General features: G+C 58.9%; 15 protein-coding genes and 1 pseudogene. 6 read left to right on the top strand and 10 right to left on the bottom strand.

Annotated features, from left to right (window positions below; all coding sequences use genetic code 11):
- Positions 1-39: 39 nt before the first annotated feature.
- On the top strand, positions 40-1,227 hold the full coding sequence (locus ACVWZ0_RS11455) for a pyridoxal phosphate-dependent aminotransferase (protein ID WP_253454089.1): 1,188 nt from the start codon (positions 40-42) through the stop codon (positions 1,225-1,227).
- 21 nt (positions 1,228-1,248) lie between these two features.
- On the opposite strand, the gene ACVWZ0_RS11450 is transcribed toward ACVWZ0_RS11455, so the two are convergent.
- The 5 genes from ACVWZ0_RS11450 to ACVWZ0_RS11430 form a co-directional block, all read right to left on the bottom strand.
- Entirely contained in the window at positions 1,249-1,668 is a 420-nt protein-coding gene (locus ACVWZ0_RS11450) for a GNAT family N-acetyltransferase (protein WP_456784746.1), read from the bottom strand.
- A gap of 132 nt (positions 1,669-1,800) precedes the next feature.
- On the bottom strand, positions 1,801-2,436 hold the full coding sequence (locus ACVWZ0_RS11445; protein WP_436829591.1) for a DUF1109 domain-containing protein: 636 nt from the start codon (positions 2,434-2,436) through the stop codon (positions 1,801-1,803).
- On the bottom strand, positions 2,423-2,971 hold the full coding sequence (locus ACVWZ0_RS11440; protein ID WP_125287580.1) for a sigma-70 family RNA polymerase sigma factor: 549 nt from the start codon (positions 2,969-2,971) through the stop codon (positions 2,423-2,425). Before ACVWZ0_RS11440 ends, ACVWZ0_RS11445 begins: the two co-directional genes overlap by 14 nt.
- Positions 2,972-3,020: 49 nt before the next feature.
- Positions 3,021-4,259, bottom strand: coding sequence for a protein-disulfide reductase DsbD family protein (locus ACVWZ0_RS11435; protein WP_253454093.1), 1,239 nt, complete (start codon positions 4,257-4,259; stop codon positions 3,021-3,023).
- A gap of 15 nt (positions 4,260-4,274) precedes the next feature.
- Positions 4,275-4,838 (bottom strand): peroxiredoxin, encoded by a 564-nt coding sequence (locus tag ACVWZ0_RS11430; RefSeq protein WP_253460979.1) that lies wholly within the window; start codon positions 4,836-4,838, stop codon positions 4,275-4,277.
- Between the two features lie 225 nt (positions 4,839-5,063).
- Between ACVWZ0_RS11430 and ACVWZ0_RS11425 the strand changes: the two genes are divergently transcribed.
- Positions 5,064-7,598: an excinuclease ABC subunit UvrA gene (locus tag ACVWZ0_RS11425; RefSeq protein WP_253454095.1), complete on the top strand. Its 2,535-nt coding sequence runs from the start codon at positions 5,064-5,066 to the stop codon at positions 7,596-7,598.
- Between the two features lie 47 nt (positions 7,599-7,645).
- Here ACVWZ0_RS11425 and ACVWZ0_RS11420 read toward each other — a convergent pair whose 3' ends face one another.
- The 5 genes from ACVWZ0_RS11420 to ltnD form a co-directional block, all read right to left on the bottom strand.
- Positions 7,646-8,995 (bottom strand): GntP family transporter, encoded by a 1,350-nt coding sequence (locus ACVWZ0_RS11420; protein ID WP_253454097.1) that lies wholly within the window; start codon positions 8,993-8,995, stop codon positions 7,646-7,648.
- Positions 8,996-9,083: 88 nt separating this feature from the next.
- Complete coding sequence (locus ACVWZ0_RS11415) at positions 9,084-9,869, bottom strand: HPr family phosphocarrier protein (RefSeq protein ID WP_253454099.1); 786 nt, start codon at positions 9,867-9,869, stop codon at positions 9,084-9,086.
- Positions 9,869-10,495, bottom strand: a complete 627-nt coding sequence (otnC, locus tag ACVWZ0_RS11410) for a 3-oxo-tetronate 4-phosphate decarboxylase (RefSeq protein WP_253454101.1) — start codon at positions 10,493-10,495, stop codon at positions 9,869-9,871. Before otnC ends, ACVWZ0_RS11415 begins: the two co-directional genes overlap by 1 nt.
- Complete coding sequence (gene otnK, locus ACVWZ0_RS11405) at positions 10,492-11,757, bottom strand: 3-oxo-tetronate kinase (RefSeq protein WP_253454103.1); 1,266 nt, start codon at positions 11,755-11,757, stop codon at positions 10,492-10,494. Before otnK ends, otnC begins: the two co-directional genes overlap by 4 nt.
- Complete coding sequence (ltnD, locus tag ACVWZ0_RS11400; RefSeq protein WP_253454105.1) at positions 11,754-12,659, bottom strand: L-threonate dehydrogenase; 906 nt, start codon at positions 12,657-12,659, stop codon at positions 11,754-11,756. Before ltnD ends, otnK begins: the two co-directional genes overlap by 4 nt.
- A 255-nt stretch (positions 12,660-12,914) precedes the next feature.
- On the opposite strand from ltnD, the gene ygbI reads away from it, so the two are divergent.
- The 4 genes and pseudogenes from ygbI to treY all read left to right on the top strand — a co-directional run bounded on the left by ygbI (position 12,915) and on the right by treY (position 18,553).
- Entirely contained in the window at positions 12,915-13,676 is a 762-nt protein-coding gene (gene ygbI / locus ACVWZ0_RS11395; RefSeq protein ID WP_253454107.1) for a DNA-binding transcriptional repressor YgbI, read from the top strand.
- A gap of 10 nt (positions 13,677-13,686) precedes the next feature.
- Positions 13,687-14,064, top strand: a complete 378-nt coding sequence (locus ACVWZ0_RS11390; RefSeq protein WP_253454109.1) for an Rpn family recombination-promoting nuclease/putative transposase — start codon at positions 13,687-13,689, stop codon at positions 14,062-14,064.
- Between the two features lie 193 nt (positions 14,065-14,257).
- Entirely contained in the window at positions 14,258-16,042 is a 1,785-nt protein-coding gene (treZ, locus tag ACVWZ0_RS11385; RefSeq protein WP_253454111.1) for a malto-oligosyltrehalose trehalohydrolase, read from the top strand.
- Positions 16,039-18,553, top strand: a pseudogene (treY, locus tag ACVWZ0_RS11380) (malto-oligosyltrehalose synthase). The gene treZ and the pseudogene treY overlap by 4 nt, the downstream one beginning before the upstream one ends.
- Positions 18,554-18,784 lie beyond the last annotated feature (231 nt).

Raw genomic sequence — 18,784 nt, 5'->3', positions numbered from 1 at the left:
TGCATTCTCCTTTTCGTCATCGATTAAAAAGGAGAATGTATGATGAATGTAATGGTGAATGATCACGAGGCCGTGGATGCAAAACGCAGATCCTTACTGAAGCTTTCCGGCATCATGGCGGGCGGCGCGGCGCTAACCGCCGGATTTAATGCTGCGACCTTTGCCGCCGCACCGCTCAGCAAATCAGCCTTTACCCCGCCCACGCCGGATCGTCCTGTCCGCATTAATTTCAACGAAAACCCGCTTGGTATGTCGCCCAAAGCGCAGGCTGCCGCACGTGATGCCGTCTTAAAAGCAAATCGCTACGCCAAAGCGGAAATTATCGGGCTGCGTCAAAAAGTTGCTGAACATCACCAGGTTTCTCCGTCAGCCATATTGCTTACCGCCGGCTCATCAGAAGGGATTCGGGCGGCGGTGGAAGCCTGGTCACCACAGGGATCGCAGCTGGTTATCCCGGAATTGACCTATGGCGATGGCGAACATTTCGCAAAGATTGCCGGTATGAAGATCGCTAAAGTTAAGATGCTTGATAACTGGGCATTTGATATTGCGGCAATGAAGGCGGTCGTAGCCAATCATCATGGCCCGTCGCTGGTTTATCTGGTAAACCCTAATAATCCGACGGCGACTATTACCCCTGCCGACTTGATTGAACCATGGATAACCAGCAAGCCTGCCGATACGATGTTTATTGTTGATGAAGCCTACGCCGAGTTTGTTAACGACCAACGTTTCCGCTCCGTCTCGCCGCTGATTGCGCAAGGCATGGATAATATTATCCTGCTGAAGACCTTTTCTAAAATTCACGCTATGGCCGGAATGCGCGTCGGCTATGCGGTGGCGCACCCGGATGCAATTGCGCGGCTCGAAAAGCATGTTGCCGGAGAAAAGATAAATTTCTGCGGCGTTGATGCGGCGTTGGCTTCTATGGATGACCATGCGTTTATCGCATACAGCAAAAAGAGCAACGATCTTTCCCGTCAGATTTTAGTGAAAGCGCTGGACGAGCTACAGCTCCCTTACCTGCCGTCTGAGGGAAACTTTGTTTTCCACCAGCTCAGAACGCCGCTGCAAACGTATCAAAAGCGGATGGCAGAGTCTGGCGTACTGGTCGGCCGCGCTTTTCCACCAGCCGACAGCTGGTGCCGGATTTCGCTTGGTACACCGGAAGAAATGCAGTGGGTCGCCGATAAGCTGCGTGAATTCCGTAAGAAGGACTGGGTATAGTTTTTGGCTATAGCGCGATACTTAGTCTGGGCATACGGCAGAGGGAGCGCTGTGTCTCCCCTGTTTGCCTGTTTTATATATCCGGCGCCTGCAAAAAAGTTGGTGCGTCACGTTACTGATACCCACGGCCCGGACAAATCCCGCTCGTTCATAAAAAGCGAATGCGGAACAGGGCGCGTTGGTATTCAGACAATCAAAGTAGCGCCCTGCGTCCTGAATAACGCTGTTAAGCAGAAGTCGGCCTGTATTCATGCGGCGCCATTTAAGGCTAACGTACAAATGGCGAATTCTACCCGTTCGCGGTTGTAACACATAAGGATCCCGATTCAGACCACAGATCCCGATAAGCAGACCATCGCAAAAAACGCCCAGCAACTTTTCTCCCGCCGCCTCAAAACGATTATGCCCGCTGAGCCAGTTAGTCTGGAGCCTGTGCAGCATATTGAGTTGAAAACGCATACTCTCGTTGAGTAATGCCGAAAAGCCGTCTGTAGCAGGCGTAATACGATCAATAAGCAGGTTCATTAGATGATGTCCGATACGGTGTTTAACTCGCGGGCTTTGACCTGAAGATTAATCCAGCCGGATCCAGCGCCTTCCCGCCAGCACGGTCACGGCGATAATCGTGATGCCCGCGGCCAGGTGCATAATGAAATCCAGCATATGCAGATGCGTTTGATGGCACAGCGACAGCAGCATGGATGACATAAAGGCGATGCCGCCGCCCGCCAGCGCCAGACTTTTGCCCGGATAAAGCGAGCGGGAACGATGCAGCGCCGCTACGGCAATCACCATCATCGGCAGGCTGGCCGACAGCATAAACAGATAACAGTGTACGCCCTCGCCAAACTGTCCGCCGCCCGGCGGTAAGGTGGCCGTCATATTACCTAAATTAAGCGCCAGCCAGATGAGCGCCAGCAGGCCCAGCCATTTCAGACGAACAGGTGGTCGCCCGGCCAGGCTGAGCGTAAACGCGCCCGCCATAGCGCCGCTGCCAAGAATAAAAGACAGCAGCAGGCTTAGCAGCGCAGGCAGCGCATCGGGCCGTGACCAGTCGGTGAATCTGCTGTGCAGCGCCCAGCTGCTTACCATGCCGCAGGGCAAGGCCAGCGCTATCCAGGCAGCCACGCGCCAGCCCGTAGGACAGAGGCGTTTAACCGGCCGCGCCGAGTCGCTAAGTTGATCGATAAACCGATCATGATTTCTCATGATTGCTTTTTCCTGATTTGCGAAGGTTAAGCATTGCGCGATGCAAAAGCGACTTTACGGCGGCTATCGACAGATTGCTTTCCGCCGCGGCCTGAGCAAGGCTCTGTTCGCGCAGATGAACGGATTCCACAATTTCCCGCTGCCTTACCGGCAGGCTGTCCAGATAGCCATTCAGTTCATGACCATCGGTATCCGTTTCCGGCAGGACAGCAGCCTGGCGGTTTACCGCCTCCTCGTCCTGAACTTCCTGACTTCTGCCGCGCTGCCGCAGAGCGTCAATCGCCCTGGCCGAGGTAATCGCCGCTACCCAGGGCAGAACGGGACGCTGCGGATCGTAGGTATGGCGGACGCGATGGATCGCCAGCAGCGTTTCCTGAATAACATCTTCAAGCAGCGCTTCATCACTGATTTTTTGACGCGCAAAGGCGCGGATGGCAGGTACCATCGCTTTCAGCAGCCGGTTATAGGCTTCGCGGTCGCCGGCCTGCGCGCGCGCCATCAGCGCAGGCCAGTGCTGCGTCTCAGTGATGGGCATTGCCCGCCTGCAAAACGTTATCTGCCGGGCTTGTAGTCACTACGCTTGCTCACGATTTTTTCCCGTGTTCAGTGGCGCGATCCAGCGCCGAGATAACAATATTGGGCGTCAGCACCTGCGGCAGCACGACCGGTTTGCCACCGTCTGCCGGATAAACCACATAAAGCGGCAGTCCGCCCCGACCGAAATCGCTCAGCGCCTGTTCCACATCCGGATTGTACTTAGTGGAATCCGCAACCATATAGATGGTATCGGTACGCGCCATTGCTGCTTTAACAGCCTGGGTAGAAAGCGACGTGCGATCGTTTACCTGGCAGGTAATACACCAGGACGCCGTAAAGTTTACCAGAATCGGTTTGCCCTGCCCTTTAATCGCCTCGACATTCTGCGGCGTCCAGGCAACGGCTGCCGCAGCCTGTGCGGTTTCGGCGCTGTTTTGCGGCGTGGCGGTGGCGTTAAGGTTAAGCAGCGGCACCGCCACCAGCAGCAGAAATACCACGGTTGCGCTATGCAGCGCCCAGTGACGCCTGCCCATCATCTGACGTTTTTGCGCCATGCCATACAGCCAGGCGGCAAAGCTCAGCAGCAGACAGCAGGCCAGGATAGCCGCCAGCGCCGCCGAGCCGGCCTGCCGCTCCAGCACCCAAATCAGCCAGCCGACCGCGCCCAGCATCGGAAACGCCAGCCCCTGTTTCAGCGTCGACATCCAGGCGCCGGGCGCAGGCAGCACTTTCGCCAGCACCGGAAAAAAAGAAATCAGCGTAAAAGGTGCAGCAAATCCCAGCGCCAGCGAGATAAAGATAATCAGGCTGACCACCGGCGGCTGAGTCAGTGCATAGCCGACCGCGCTGGCCATAAAGGGCGCGCTACAGGGCGTCGCCACAATAATTGCCAGCGCGCCGGTCAGCGCAGAGCCGGTCAGACCGCCGCGATCGCCGCCTATTCCCCCTACCCGCTGCACCGAAAGCCCGACCTCAAAAAGCCCAAAAAGATTGAGGGCCGAGCCAAGCATCACCAGGATCAGCAGCGCGATCACCAGCGGCGACTGAAGCTGAAATCCCCAGCCGACCGACGATCCGCCCGCCCGCGCCAGCAGCAGCACGCCCACCAGCGCCACCATGGTCACCACCACGCCGAGCAGAAACGCCAGGCCTTCGGCACGAGCCTGTGCAGGCCTGTCATGATGGCGCAGCAGGCTCAGCGCCTTCAGCGAAATCACCGGAAACACGCACGGCATTAAATTCAGGATAAGGCCGCCCAGGAAGGCGGCAGCGATAGCAGTCAGCATGATAAACCTACTCCGTTATGCCGGGTTGGCCTGGCGATATTTTTTCACCGCGTCCATCGCTTTTTGAATATGCGCGTCCGGATTTTTGTCGGTATAGCTGAGCAGGATCTTGCCGTCCGGCGCAATCACATAGGAAGTGCGGTCGGAATAGGTTTTCCCTTTCATCTCCAGCGTATTTTTATATTCCGTCGCGACTTTCGCACCCGGATCGGCGGCTACGGTAAATTTATCGCGGCATTCCAGCTGGGAAAATTTAGCAATCTGATCGGTATTGCCTGCCGTCACGCCAATCACCGTCGCGCCCTGCTTGTTAAACTCATCGGTCGCTTCGGCAAAGTCATGCGCTTCCAGGGTACAGCCTGCGCTAAACGCGGCCGGGAAGAAATAGAGCACCACCGGGCCTTTTTGCAGCGCCTGCTGCAGCGAGAACGTGGTCGATTTACCGGCCAGCGCGGCATCAAGCTTAAAGTCCGGCGCTTTTTCACCGACCTGCAGGGCGGCAAAGGCGCTGGTCATGGGTAAGGTAAGCGCCAGCAGCGTGGCGGCGGTCAGGGCTTTCAGGTTCATACGCATAAACATCTCTCCATTATTCGACAGGTGAAAGGAAACCATCTCCTTAACCAGAGGTTCGTCGAACAACAGGGAAAAGTTTCGCTGAGATAAAAAAAATTTTAGCAATTCGCCTGACTGAGGCGAATTGTGTGATCGCCTTAACAGAACTACCCTTTCCTGCACGCCATTCAGGATCGGGCCTGCTTTGAACGCCCCGATACTGTCAGCCACATCAATTTTTACAGGGATACTATGACGCCGACCAGAACTGAACGCGCCGCTCAACAGAAAGTCGACAGCACTGACGTAAGCGTACACGGAGCGAGAACACACAATCTGAAAGATGTCTCACTCTCTTTCCCTCGCGATGCCATCGTCATCTTTACTGGCGTCTCCGGCTCGGGCAAATCCTCACTGGCTTTCGATACGCTCTATGCGGAAGCGCAGCGAAGGTATCTGGAATCCGTCGCGCCACACGTGCGCCACCTGATTGAGCAGGCTCCGGTGCCGGACGTGGACAACATCGACGGGTTGCCGCCGGCCGTCGCGCTCCAGCAGAGTCGCGCAGGCGCTCAGGAGCGCTCCACGGTAGGCAGCCTGACCCGTATTTCGGTCACGCTCCGCCTGCTTTTTTCCCGTGCCGGGCATTACCCTGAGGGGATCCCGTTTATGCCTGCCGAGGCGTTCTCGCCCAATAATCCGCAGGGTGCCTGTACGCTGTGTCAGGGCACGGGCAGGACGCATGAAGTGAAAGCCGATGCGCTGGTGCCTGATGAGTCGTTAAGTATTCGCGAAGGCGCGATAGCCGCGTGGCCAAACGGCTGGGGAGCAAAAAACCTGCGCACCATTCTTGAAATGCTCGACTACGACGTGGATGCGCCGTGGAAAACCTTATCGGCAAAGGACCGGCAGTGGATACTGTTTACCGATGAGCAACCCTCCGTGCCCGTGTTTCCGGATATGAATGCTAAGCAGCAAAAAGCGGCGATCGCGGCCGGGATGAAACCTGACTATACCGGCACCTACACCAGCGCCAAAAGATATCTGCTGCAAAGCTATGCCGGCGGAAAAGAGTCCGTTAAAAAGCGGCTTTCCCCCTTTATCGCCACGGCGCCTTGTCCCGCCTGTCAGGGGAAAAAGCTTAACCCAAACGCCCTGGCCGTCACCTTTGCCGGCTACGATATCGCCGGGATGGGCGAGCTGACCCTGACACAGCTGAAAACGCTGTTGCTGCCGTTTGCCGAGGGCGAGGCTGCTTCTTTGCCAAAGGAAACGGCGCTGCGGGAAGCCACCACAAGAATGGCGTCGGACATCTGCGGCCGTCTTGATCAGCTTGAGAAGCTGGGGCTGGGCCACCTTGCTCTGGGACGGCAGACCACCATGCTCTCTTCCGGAGAGCTTCAGCGGATACGGCTGGCGACCCAGCTTATTTCACAGCTTTTCGGGGTGCTGTACGTGCTGGATGAGCCTTCCGCCGGGCTGCATCCGGACGATGTGCAGGCGCTGCTGCATTCCCTGCGTTCGCTGCTTGAGGCCGGCAACTCGCTGGCGATTGTAGAGCACAATCTTGATGTTATTGCCGAAGCCGACTGGCTGATTGAGGTGGGGCCAGGGCCGGGCCGCCAGGGAGGCGAAATCGTCTATAACGGTGTGCCGGACGGGCTGGAGAAAGTGACAGCGTCACGTACAGCGCCTTATTTGTTCAGCCAGCAGCAGCCGGGTTTACGCCAGCGTAACACCCCGGCCAGCTGGCTCAGGCTGGAACAGGTTAGCTGCAACAATATTTCCGCGCTTGATGTGGCCATTCCCCTTGAAAGCATGACCGTGATCACCGGCGTATCGGGTTCGGGGAAATCAACGCTGCTGACCCGAGTCCTGCCGGGCTTGCTGGCACGGCTGGATAACACGCCGGGGGATGAAGAGGCCGGGGAAGAAGACGAGACGTCAGATGTGCAGGGGAACATTGTTGCCGGAGGCGACAGCCTTAAAAGGCTGATCCGCATCGATCAGCGCCCTATCGGACGCACGCCTCGTTCCAACCTGGCAACATACACCGGCTTTTTTGACACTGTGCGTAAGCTGTTTGCAGAAACCGACGAGGCAAAACGGCGAGGCTTTACCGCGAGCCGGTTCTCTTTCAATCTGCCCGAGGGGCGCTGTCCGGCCTGCGAAGGCCAGGGGCAAATCACCATTGAACTGATGTTTATGCCGGGCGTAAGCGCGCCCTGTTCCGCCTGCGGCGGCGCCCGCTACAACGAGGAAACGCTGAAGATACGGTGGCAAAACCGAACAATTGCTGACGTCCTCGATCTGACCGTGGATGAGGCCGTTACCATTTTTGACGGCAATGACACCATTCAGCGTTCTTTAACGGCGCTTACCGCCCTGGGGCTGGGATACCTGAAATTAGGCCAGCCGGCCACGGAATTATCCGGCGGCGAATGCCAGCGCATCAAGCTGGCCTGGGAGCTTCAGCGCGCGCAGCGGGGGAAAACGCTTTATCTGCTGGACGAGCCATCTTCGGGCCTCCATCCTTCCGATACGGATAAACTGCTGGGCGTGCTGGATCGGCTGGTGCAGCGTGGCGATACCGTTATCATGGCCGAACATGATATGCGCATCGCCGCCGAGGCGGACTGGGTGATCGATTTAGGGCCGGGTTCCGGGAGTAACGGCGGCCGCGTCGTGGCGGCTGGAACACCTGAAACGGTCAGCCAGGCGGCTGAGAGCCTGACCGCGCCTTATCTGGCCAGCAAGCTGGAAAAAAGAACCGCCGATCCGCAGTAAGCCTTAAAGGAGGAAGGAAAGTACCCCTTCCTCCTTTATCACTCCGGTCAGACCAGCGCCCACACCAGCCACGTCAGCGCAAAGCCGCTCAGGCCCATCACCGTGGTTAACACCGTCCAGGTTTTCAGACCGTCGACCACGGACAGCCCCAGATAGCGCGTTACCACCCAGAAGCCCGCATCGTTCACGTGCGACAGGCCCAGCCCGCCAAAGCAGGCGGCCAGCGTCACCAGCACCCTATCCATCTCGTTTGCGCCGCCCACCGCCGACGTCAGCAAGCCGCTGGTGGTCAGGATCGCTACCGTGGCCGATCCCTGCGAGGCGCGCAGCGCCAGCGACAGGATAAACGCCGCCGGCACCAGCGGCAGATGCAGCGTTTCCAGCGTTAACGCCAGCGCTTTACCTACGCCCGACTCTACCAGCACTTTGCCAAATGCGCCGCCGGCGCCCGCTACCAGAATTACGCTGGCCGATCCCGGAATGGCGCGGCCGGTCAGATCTTCCAGCTTGTCTTTGCTCCAGCCGCGACGCAATCCCAGCAGCCACGCGGCCAGCGCCAGCGCGATAAGTAACGCTATCGGCGGCGTGCCGATCACCGTCATCACCTTACGCAGCAGGCTCTCTTCCGCCAGCAGCGAATGCGCCAGCGTACCCAGCACGATCAGCGCGATAGGCACCACGATCAGGCCAGAAATCATCAGCGCGCCCGGCGTCTCGCTCTTTTTCTCTGCGCCTTCCGGCTTCGCCATTTGCAGGCTTTCCAGTACCTCCACCGACAGCTGGAAGCGCTGGCGATTCATCGCCTTCGCCACCAGGTAGCCGACAATGCCCACCGGGATCGAAATTACCAGGCCCAGCAGCATCAGCCAGCCCATATCAGTGTGCAGGATCCCGGCCGCCGCCGCCGGGCCAGGATGCGTAGGCAGCGCCACGTGCACCGTCAGCATGACGCCCGCCATCGGCAAACCGAACTTGATCGGTGAGACGCGCGCAACTTTGCTGAAGCCGTAGATCAGCGGGATCACGATAATAAAGCCGACTTCAAAAAACACCGGGATCCCCAGGATAAACGCCGCCATGGTCAGCGCCGCTACGGTGCGCCGGATGCCCAGCGTCTTGCTGAAACGCTGCGCAAGCGACTCTGCGCCGCCCGATGCCTCAATAATCGCGCCGAGCATCGCGCCCAGTACGATGATAATAGCGATATGACCGAGCAGCCCGCCCATGCCGCTCATAATGATTTCCATGATTTTTTCAGACGGAATGCCGGTGGCGATAGCGACCAGCAGGCTCACAATCAACAGCGCAACGAAGGGATGGACTTTGGCTTTAATGACCAGCAGCAGCAGAACAACGACGCTGGCGGTCGCGATGGCTAACAGCATAGCGGTGGACATGGTAATCCTTCTATTCTTATCGTTTTAACAGACCCGGTGCAGGTAAAGGGTGAGGTAAACCGGCGCGAAGGCGCCGGGTAACACAGGCTTAGCGTTTTTTCGCCCAGGGTTTAAACCAGCCAAGCCCGGCGAGCGTGCCGTTGCGTGGAATATATTCGCAGCCTACCCAGCCGTCGTAGCCCACGTCATCCAGCAGGGTAAACAGCCACGGGTAGTTGATTTCGCCCTCGTCCGGCTCGTGGCGATCCGGTGCAGAGGCGATCTGCACGTGACGATAGCGCCCAGCGTTTTCCCGGATCAGGTGGCTCAGGTTGCCGTCCACCATCTGCGCGTGAAACAGGTCGAGCTGGGTGAAGACGTTTGGCCGATCGATACGCGCCATCATCGCCAGCGTCTGATACTGGCTGGCATAGAGATAGTTGGGCTTGATTTTGGGGCCGAGCGCCTCCAGCAGGATGGTGATGCCGTGCGGCGCAAAACGGTCGGCCGCATAGTGAATATTGCTGATAAACGTCTGCTCGCAGGCCGCGCGATCCATGCCTTCCTGCACCACGCCAGCCATGATATGCACCTGCGAGACGTTCAGCGCCAGCGCATACTCCAGCGCGCTGTCGATATCGGCGCGGGCATCGGCTTCGCGCCCCGGGATCGCCGTTACGCCCCATTCTCCTGACTGCACGTCGCGCGGCGCGGTGTTAAACAGCACCAGCTTAAGGTTATGTTCATCCAGCCGCGCTTTTAGCTGTTGCGCCGGGTAGTCATAGGGAAACAGAAATTCCACGGCCTCGAAACCGGCGTCGGCCGCCGCGGCAAAGCGATCCAGGAAAGGCACTTCGGTAAACTGGGTGGAAATATTGGCTGCAAACTTCGGCATTATCGGCTCCTTAACTCGTCAACTTCGGCCTCGCTGAGGTAGCGGATCGCGCGGTCGCCCAGCGTGAAAATCAGGCGCGCCGTCTCTTCCAGCTCTTCCGTATTATCCGCCGCCTCGCGCAGCGAGCTGCCTACCACTACCGAGCCGTGGTTCGCCAGTAGAAAGCCGCGATAGCGCCCCGCCAGCGCGGCGAGATCGTCTGCCAGCCGCGTATCGCCCGGCCGGTAATAAGGCACGACAGGCACATCGCCGACGCGCATCACCACATAAGGCGTAAACGGTCGGATACAGTTCTGCCGATCCAGATCTTCCAGACAGGAGAGCGCGGTCAGATAGTGGCTGTGCAGGTGCACCACCGCTTTGCAGTCGGGATCGTTCAGATAAAGCGCCCGGTGAAAGGCGATCTCTTTGGAGGGCTTGTCGCCGGCGATCCATTCGCCCTGCGGCGTCACTTTAGACAGGCGATCGCCGTCCAGTTCGCCCAGGCAGGAGCCGGTCGGCGTCGCCAGCAGATTACCGTCCTCCAGCAGCACAGAAAGGTTGCCGGCAGAGCCGGTAGCGTAGCCGCGCTGGAAAAAAGAGGCGCCCAGCTTCACCATCTCCTGGCGGGCCTGTTGTTCTGTCATGATGAAAACTCCGTTTGCGCGCGGCGGAAAAACTGCTCGTCGCCAAAATTGCCTGACTTCAGCGCCAGCGACAGCGGCTGATGAATATCCCTTACCCAGGGCACGCCGGGGGAAATGGTCGGGCCGATATGGAAAGCGGTCACGTCCAGGCTCTGCGCCACCACGCCGGAAGTTTCGCCGCCCGCTACGATAAAGCGTTGCCAGCCGCGCGCCTTCAGGTTGCGGGTCACGGCGGCGAACAGGGTTTCTACCGCCTCGCTGCTGCGCTGTGCACCGTATTGCTGCTGAATAAGCTGTAGCTGTTGCGCATCCGCCGTGGCGTAAAGCATCGGCGCCAGCGGCCGGGCGTTTTGATCGGCAACCCAGTCGGCAAGCTCGCGGGCATAGTCGTCTACATTGTCCAGACAGCGGCTGACCTCTACTTCACGCGCGGGCGCCTGCTGACGATAGGCGTTGACCTGCCGGTTGGTCATCTGCGAGCAGGAGCCGGAAATCACCACCGCGCGCTCGCCGCGTGGACGCCCTGCCGTTTCGGCCTCGTTACCAAGGTTTTGCGTAGTAGCCCACTGGCGCGCCAGCCCGATAGCCAGGCCGGAGCCGCCGGTGACCAGGCGCATCTCGCGCAGCGCCTCGCCTTGGGTCAGTAAATGCTGCTCGCTGAGCGCATCCAGCACCACATAATTCACCCCGGCGGCCTTCAGCTCGCTTAGTTTTTCGCGCACCGCTTCGGCACCGAGGTCCAGCGTGGCGGCGGCAATCAGGCCCGCTTTGCCCTTAGCCTGACGCGCCATCAGGCGCAGCAGATTGCTGTCCGTCATCGGCGTGACCGGATGATGACGCATCCCCGACTCCGACAGCAGCTGTTCGCCGACAAACAGATGGCCCTGATAGACGGTGCGGCCGTTCACCGGCAGCGCCGGACAGATAGCCGTCTGCGTTTCGCCAAGCTCATATAGCAGCGCGTCGGTGACCGGGCCGATATTGCCTTTCTCCGTACTGTCGAAGGTGGAGCAGTATTTAAAATAGAAACGATCGCAGCCCTGCTCCCGGAGCCAGCGCAGCGCGGCCAGCGACTGGTCAACCGCCTGCTCAACCGGGCAGGAGCGCGACTTCAGGCTGATAACGATCGCCTGCGCGGCAAGGCTTTCCTGCTGTTCAGGCACGCCGTTAAACTGGATGGTGGCCAGGCCGTTCTGCGTCAGAAAGCTGGCGATATCGGTCGCGCCGGTAAAGTCGTCGGCAATCACTCCTAAACGCGTCATGCCTGCTCCTTGCCCTGAGGCAGCGTGATACCGCTGAAAATCTTGATCACCGCGCTGTCGTCTTCACGGCCATAGCCGGCGTTGCTGGCTTCGGTAAACATGTTCAGCGCGGTAGAGGCCAGCGGCAGCGGAAACTGCAGCGCTTTTGCCGTCTCGGCCACCAGGTTAAGATCTTTCACAAAGATATCGACTGCGGATTTCGGGCTGTAGTCGCCGTCGACCACGTGGCGCATCCGGTTCTCAAACATCCATGAGTTGCCCGCCGCATTGGTGACGACCTCATACATGGTATCCAGTGGGATACCGGCGCGGGCGGCCATCGCCATCGCTTCCGCTCCCACCGCGATATGCACGCCAGCCAGCAGCTGATGAATAATTTTTACGGTGGATCCCAGGCCGATTTCGCTGCCGACGCGGTAGACTTTTGCCGCCACCGCCTCCAGCACCGGCTGCAAACGTTCAAACGCGGCATCGCTGCCGGAGGCCATCACCGTCATCTCACCGGTTGCCGCTTTGGCCGCGCCGCCGGAAACGGGCGCGTCCAGCATCAGCAGCTGATGCTGTGCCAGCCGCTGTTCAATCTGCTGCGCGTCCTGCGCAGAGATAGTGGACGACACCATCACCACCGTGCCCGGCTTCAGCCTGGCGGCCAGGCCATTATCGCCGAATAAAATAGCGTTAACCTGTTTAGCGTTGACCACCAGCAGCAGCACGGCCTCAAGCTGATCGACGAACCCGTCGGCGGCAGTTTGCGCATCTCGGGCGCCCGCCTGGCGCAGCGTTTCCAGCGCCGCTGGATTAAGATCGACGCCCCAGGTGTTCAGCCCCGCACGAATGCAGGAGGCGGCTGCGCCCATCCCCATCGACCCTAAACCGATTACGCAAACGTTTTGAATTGGCACCGTGGCCTCCGTTGTTAAATTAAGTGATTATTTGTTCAATGTTGTTAATCGTGCCAGCTTATCGGATGAATAAATGTGCCGCGCATCACAAATTGAAGGCGGCGAACAAAAAAGAACATTTCTTCACAAGCGCTGTCAGCACTGAATCTTGAGGCGAAAAGGCGGAACCACACCGCAGAACCGGCAAATTTTCTATTCGCGCGGCCATCCCTTTCCATTACAATGTGAAAAATTGATAATTTCACAGGAGCAGACGTGATCCCGGTTGAACGACATCAGCAGATCCTGGCGATGGTGGCCGAACGCGGCGTGGTGAGCTTTTCGGAACTGAGCGAACGGCTGGGCGTATCGCATATGACCATTCGACGCGACGTGCAGAAGCTGGAGGAACAAGGCGCGCTGCTGGCGGTATCCGGCGGCGTGCGTTCGGCGGAACGGCTGGCGGCGGAACCGTCGCACCAGACCAAAACCTCGCTCTATAATGCGGAGAAAAATGCGATTGGCCGCCGCGCCGCGCAGCATATTCCCCGCAACAGCTGTATTTATATTGATGCGGGCACCACCACGCTGGCGCTGGCCGGCGAGCTGCTGGATCGCGACGACCTGCTGGTGGTGACCAACGACTTTATGGTGGCGGCCTTGCTGATGGAGAAAAGCCGCTGTCGGCTGATCCACACCGGCGGCACGGTATGCCGCGAAAATCGTTCCTGCGTCGGGGAAGGCGCGGCGCGCAGCCTGCGCCATCTCGCTATTGATATCGCTTTTATCTCTGCATCCTGCTGGGGGCCGCGAGGCCTCTTTACCCCGGACGAGGACAAGGTCACGGTAAAGCAGGCGGTGTGCGACGTCAGCAGCAAGCGCGTACTGCTCAGCGACAGCTCCAAATACAATAAAATCGCCACGTTTATGGCGCTGCCGCTGGAGATCTTCGACACCATCGTCACCGATAGCCGCCTGAGTGCTCAGGCGCGCGAAGCGCTGGGCGAAGGAAACTGGAAGCTGGCTCTCGCGGATTAACCAGCGCGATATGACGGACCTGTTGGACAGGCTGACCGCGTTGATTTTAGCGGGAGATCTCACAGAACAGCATTTGATTTCACTGGTAAACTATTTATTGCTTGCAGGTGAAGCTTCAGACGCAAAGGTATTTGTACAGCAGCTGGCACAGCGCGTGCCGCAACACGAGGAGAAACTGATGACTATCGCACAGCAGCTCAAGCAAACAGGCGTTCAGGAAGGGATGAAAATGGGCGTCGAAAAAGGAATGCGTAAAGGAATGCGGCTCGGTCGAAAAGCGGAGGCGCGCAATATCGCCCGGGCGATGCTGCGGCAGGGATTTGACCTTCAGGCCGTGGCAACGCTAACCGGGCTGAGCAAGGTTGAACTGGCGCAGCTTTACCCGTGATTTTTCCACCAGGCCTGTAATAAGCACGTCCGGGCCGTCGCCAGGCCCGGCAAAACCCAACCTCATCCTGCTTTTTGCGCCCTGCCGCATACCCTTCACTTTCTACGCAATAGTCTATGATTTCTTCAAAGCTTACATCGCACTCCTTGCGATGTCGTCTATCGCTCACCGCTGTGCTTAAAGAGGCTATTGAATGGGATCGGGAACATTTAGTAAGAGCTGGGGGGCCGAGTATGTGGCCGACGGTAAGGTTCGTTTTCGCCTTTGGGCTACCGGGCAAAAAAGCGTCACGCTCAGGCTGGCCGGAAAAGATATGGCCATGTCCGCCAGCGGCGACGGCTGGTTTGAGGCGGAGGTTAGCGAGGTAGCGCCCGGCGCGGAATACAACTTTGTGCTTGCCGACGGCATGGTGGTGCCGGATCCGGCATCGCGTGCGCAAAAGGCGGACGTTAACGGCCCCTCTGTGGTTATCGATCCCGCAAGCTATAGCTGGCAGCATGAATGGCGCGGTCGTCCGTGGATTGAAACGGTGGTGTACGAAATGCATATCGGCACCTTTACCCCGGAAGGCACCTTTCGGGCCGCCATAGAGAAACTGCCTCACCTGGCGGAGCTGGGTATCACCATGCTGGAAGTGCTGCCCGTTTCGCAGTTTGGCGGCAATCGCGGCTGGGGCTACGACGGCGTGCTGCTTTACGCGCCGCACTCCGCTTACGGCACGCCGGACGATTTCAAAGCCTTTATCGACGCCGCGCACGGTCATGGCCTGTCGGTGGTGCTTGATATCGTCCTGAACCATTTTGGCCCGGAAGGCAACTACCTGCCGCTGCTGGCGCCTGACTTCTTTCATAAAGAGCGCATGACTCCCTGGGGAGCCGGAATCGCTTATGACGTCGCGGCGGCTCGCGACTATATGGTGGAAGCGCCGCTGTACTGGCTACAGGAGTACAATCTGGACGGGCTGCGTTTTGACGCCATCGATCAGATTGAAGACACCTCGGAAAAACATGCGCTGATCGCTATCGCCGAACGTATTCGTGCAGAAATCACCGACCGGCCGGTTCACCTCACCACCGAGGACAGCCGTAACGTCATTTTCCTGCACCCGCGTGAAGAGGACGGCAGCGTGCCGCTGTTTACCGGCGAGTGGAACGATGATTTCCATAACGCCATTCACGTTTTCGCCACCGGCGAAACCCACGCCTACTATCGCGACTTCGCTAACGAGCCGGAAAAGCTTATTGCGCGCATTCTGACGGAAGGCTTCGCTTATCAGGGCGAAGTTTCGGCGCAGTCGGGTGAAAAACGCGGCGTGAAAAGTTCAGGTCAGCCGCCGGTCGCCTTTGTCGATTTTATTCAGAACCATGACCAGACGGGCAACCGCGCCCAGGGCGACAGGCTGATCCAGCTGGCGGGCGCCGATCGCACCAAAGTGCTGCTGGCCACGCTGCTCTGCTCGCCGCATATTCCCCTGCTGTTTATGGGCGAAGAGTACGGCGAAACCCGGCCTTTCCTGTTCTTTACCGATTTCCACGGCGATCTGGCTAAAGCGGTGCGCGAAGGGCGCGCGCGTGAATTCCAGGGCCACGCCGGACATGAAGACGAAAGCGTGCCCGATCCTAATGCCAAAAGCACGTTTGACGCCTCAAAGCTGGACTGGCAAAAAACGCAAAGCCCGCAGGGACAGGCGTGGCTGGCATTGACCAAAGAGCTGCTGGCCGTGCGGCAGCGCTATATCGTGCCGCTGCTCGCCACTGCGGGCGGCAACAGCGGCAAAGTGCTGCAAACCGCCGCCGGTTTCGTCGCCGTCAGCTGGACGTTCCCTCAGGGCACGCTGTCGATCGCGCTGAATATCGGCGAGAAAACCCAGCCCGTGCCGGATATGCCGGGCGAGACGATTTTTAGCTGGCCGCAGGCCATCACCGAGCTGCCCCAGCATGCCATCCTTGTTCGCCTTGCTCCGGGAGAAACCGCGTGACTATTCCAGCCTCGACCTACCGTATCCAGTTCCGCAGCGGCATGACTTTCGATCGGGCCGCCGCGCTTGTTCCCTATCTGAAACAGCTGGGCATTAGTCATCTCTACGCGTCGCCCATTTTTACCGCGCTTGCCGGCTCTACCCACGGTTACGATGTTATCAACGCCAATGAAATCGATCCGGCGATTGGCGGCCGTGAGGGCTTCGATCGTCTGGTGAAAACGCTGCAACAGGCTGGCCTGGGGCTGATCATCGATATCGTGCCGAACCATATGGCCTCATCGCTGGAAAAACGCCTGGTGGCGCGACGTGGTGGAGCACGGCGAAAACAGCCGCTACGCCCACCATTTTGATATCGACTGGTCACGTCGTCTGACGCTGCCTTTCCTTGGCGATGATTTTGAGGTGGAGCTTGAAAACGGCGCTATCGCGGTTAAACCCGATCCGCAAACCGGGAAACCGGCGCTGGCTTACTACGAACATTTCTATCCGCTGACGCCTGCAAGCTGGCAGGATCGGGCGGAGGCGGTGCTGCAACTCACCGACAAAGCCGATATCGCTGCGCTGCACGACAGCCAGCCCTACAGGCTGATGTCCTGGCGGGACGCGCCGCGCGACCTCTCCTTCCGCCGCTTTTTTGAAATCACGGGGCTGGCCGGCGTGCGGGTGGAAGATAAGGCGGTGTTCGATGATGCGCACCAGCTGATCCTCGAGCTGGTGCGCAGCGGCGCGGTGCAGGGCCTGCGCGTTGACCACGTCGACGGGCTGGCCGATCCTAAAAGCTATCTGGAACGGCTGCGTCAGGAAGCCGGACCGGATTGCTATATCACGGTAGAAAAGATCCTGGCTAAGGGCGAGCATCTGCCTGCCGACTGGCCTGTCTCCGGCACCACTGGGTATGAATTTATTGCTTCCCTGTCCGAAGCGCTGGTGGACGGCAAACATATTCGTCAGCTGCGGCAGGCCTATGAAACGCTGCTGGGCAAGCCGGTTGACGTGCAGGCGGAGCTGCGCGCGGCCAAAATGCTGATGGCGACCCGCAACTTCGCCGGTGAAGCGACCAGGCTTTTGCAGCTTGCCACCACTATCGCCGCCGCCGATAACGAGCCGCTGGAAGAGAAAGCGCTGTTGACGGCGCTGCGGGAGCTGCTGGTCGCCTTCCCCGTTTACCGCACTTACGGCACAACAGAGGGGCTGCCGCCCGAAGATGCCGACCTGCTGCTGAAAGTAGCGGACGAGGTGCGCCAGGGCGTTAAGGCACCGGATCCCGAGGCGCTGGGCTTTTTAACGCGGATTATGGCGGGCGAAGTTTCCGCTGCCGCCAGTGACGACGCCGCCAGCTTCCGCACCCGCTTCCAGCAGCTGACCGGGCCGCTGATGGCAAAATCGGTCGAGGACACGCTGTTTTTCCGCCTGCATATGGCGCTGGCGCTGAATGAGGTCGGCGCGGAGCCGATGCCGGATGACTTCTCGCCGGAACGTTTCCACCAGGAGATGCAGGAGCGGCTGGCCCGTCAGCCGGACGCCCTTTCCGGCACCTCTACCCACGACACCAAGCGTGGCGAAGATGCGCGAGCGCGCCTCTATACGCTGAGCGAAGCGCCGGAGCGCTGGGCGGAGTGCGTCTCTCGCTGGCGGCAAGGCAACCAGTCTCAGGTGGTGCAGCTTAAGGACGGCCCTGCGCCAAAACCCGCCGTGGAGTGGATGCTGTACCAGTCGCTGGCGGGCGCATGGCCCACCGATCTGGCGCCTGATGATGCTGAAGGCCTCAAGGCGCTGGAGGAGCGCTTTACCGGCTTTGTAGAAAAAGCGCTGCGTGAGGCGAAGCTGCGCACCGACTGGGCCGACAGCAACGAAACCTATGAAAATGCCGTGCTCGACTATGTGCGTCATCTGCTGTCGCCCGATAATCAGGCTTTTTTGCAGGACTTCACCGCGTCGCTCCAGCCCTTTATCCACGCAGGCCTTGTTAACAGCCTGACCCAGACGGCCATCAAGCTGACCGCACCGGGCGTGCCGGATATTTATCAGGGCAGCGAAACGCTGGATCTGAGCCTGGTGGATCCCGACAACCGTCGCGAGCCGGATTTCGCCGCGCTGGAGCAGCTGTTAAATCAGGTTGAGCAGGTCGATCCCGCTAATGAAGCGCACTGGCTGGACGGTCGCCTGAAGCAGCAGCTGATTGCTAAAGTGCTGCCCCTGCGTCAGCAGCTGCCGGATCTGTTTCGTAAAGGCGACTATCTGCCGCTGAGCGCCACGGGTCAGCAGGCGGAGAACGTGCTGGCTTTTGGTCGAGCCAACGACGAGGCGGCGCTGATTGTGATCCTGCCCCGCCTTGTGTTTAACCGATTGCAGGAGGCGCACTGGGCGCCGGCGGAAATCGCCCTGCCGGAGGCGCTGGCTGGCCGACGCTATATCAATCTGATCAGTGGCGCAGAATCTGCGCTGGAGACAAGCTTTAGCCTGGCGGGAGGCGATCGGCGGATGCCGGTTATTCTGCTTAGCCGGTAAAGCTGACTCTACAGCACAAGGACGTGCTGCTGTAACTTATCCCTATAGTTAACGCTGGTATTACGGAAGCTGCCGCTAATTTGCATTAACGCTTGCCGAAAGCGGCATGTCTGAACCATCTCGTAACAGATGCTCCGCTTTTTCCTGCCCATTTGTAACTAAATTAACTAAAATATGACATTTTTTAGTTTTGTAACTAAAAACACATACAATCTGCCATAACAATATTTT

It is taken from the genome of Erwinia sp. TECH1 (assembly GCF_054057575.1).
Note: the sequence above shows the minus strand (reverse complement) of the source record. Positions and strands in the feature narration are given on the sequence as shown.

Coding starts and splice junctions, on each gene's coding strand:
- ACVWZ0_RS11425 (WP_253454095.1), top strand. CDS start 5,064: ATGACGCCGACCAGAACTGAACGCGCCGCTCAACAGAAAGTCGACAGC.
- ACVWZ0_RS11450 (WP_456784746.1), bottom strand. CDS start 1,668: ATGCTGCACAGGCTCCAGACTAACTGGCTCAGCGGGCATAATCGTTTT.
- ACVWZ0_RS11430 (WP_253460979.1), bottom strand. CDS start 4,838: ATGTTTATGCGTATGAACCTGAAAGCCCTGACCGCCGCCACGCTGCTG.
- ACVWZ0_RS11440 (WP_125287580.1), bottom strand. CDS start 2,971: ATGCCCATCACTGAGACGCAGCACTGGCCTGCGCTGATGGCGCGCGCG.
- otnK (WP_253454103.1), bottom strand. CDS start 11,757: ATGACGCGTTTAGGAGTGATTGCCGACGACTTTACCGGCGCGACCGAT.
- ACVWZ0_RS11445 (WP_436829591.1), bottom strand. CDS start 2,436: ATGAGAAATCATGATCGGTTTATCGATCAACTTAGCGACTCGGCGCGG.
- ACVWZ0_RS11420 (WP_253454097.1), bottom strand. CDS start 8,995: ATGTCCACCGCTATGCTGTTAGCCATCGCGACCGCCAGCGTCGTTGTT.
- ACVWZ0_RS11455 (WP_253454089.1), top strand. CDS start 40: ATGATGAATGTAATGGTGAATGATCACGAGGCCGTGGATGCAAAACGC.
- otnC (WP_253454101.1), bottom strand. CDS start 10,495: ATGACAGAACAACAGGCCCGCCAGGAGATGGTGAAGCTGGGCGCCTCT.
- treZ (WP_253454111.1), top strand. CDS start 14,258: ATGGGATCGGGAACATTTAGTAAGAGCTGGGGGGCCGAGTATGTGGCC.
- ACVWZ0_RS11390 (WP_253454109.1), top strand. CDS start 13,687: ATGACGGACCTGTTGGACAGGCTGACCGCGTTGATTTTAGCGGGAGAT.
- ACVWZ0_RS11435 (WP_253454093.1), bottom strand. CDS start 4,259: ATGCTGACTGCTATCGCTGCCGCCTTCCTGGGCGGCCTTATCCTGAAT.
- ACVWZ0_RS11415 (WP_253454099.1), bottom strand. CDS start 9,869: ATGCCGAAGTTTGCAGCCAATATTTCCACCCAGTTTACCGAAGTGCCT.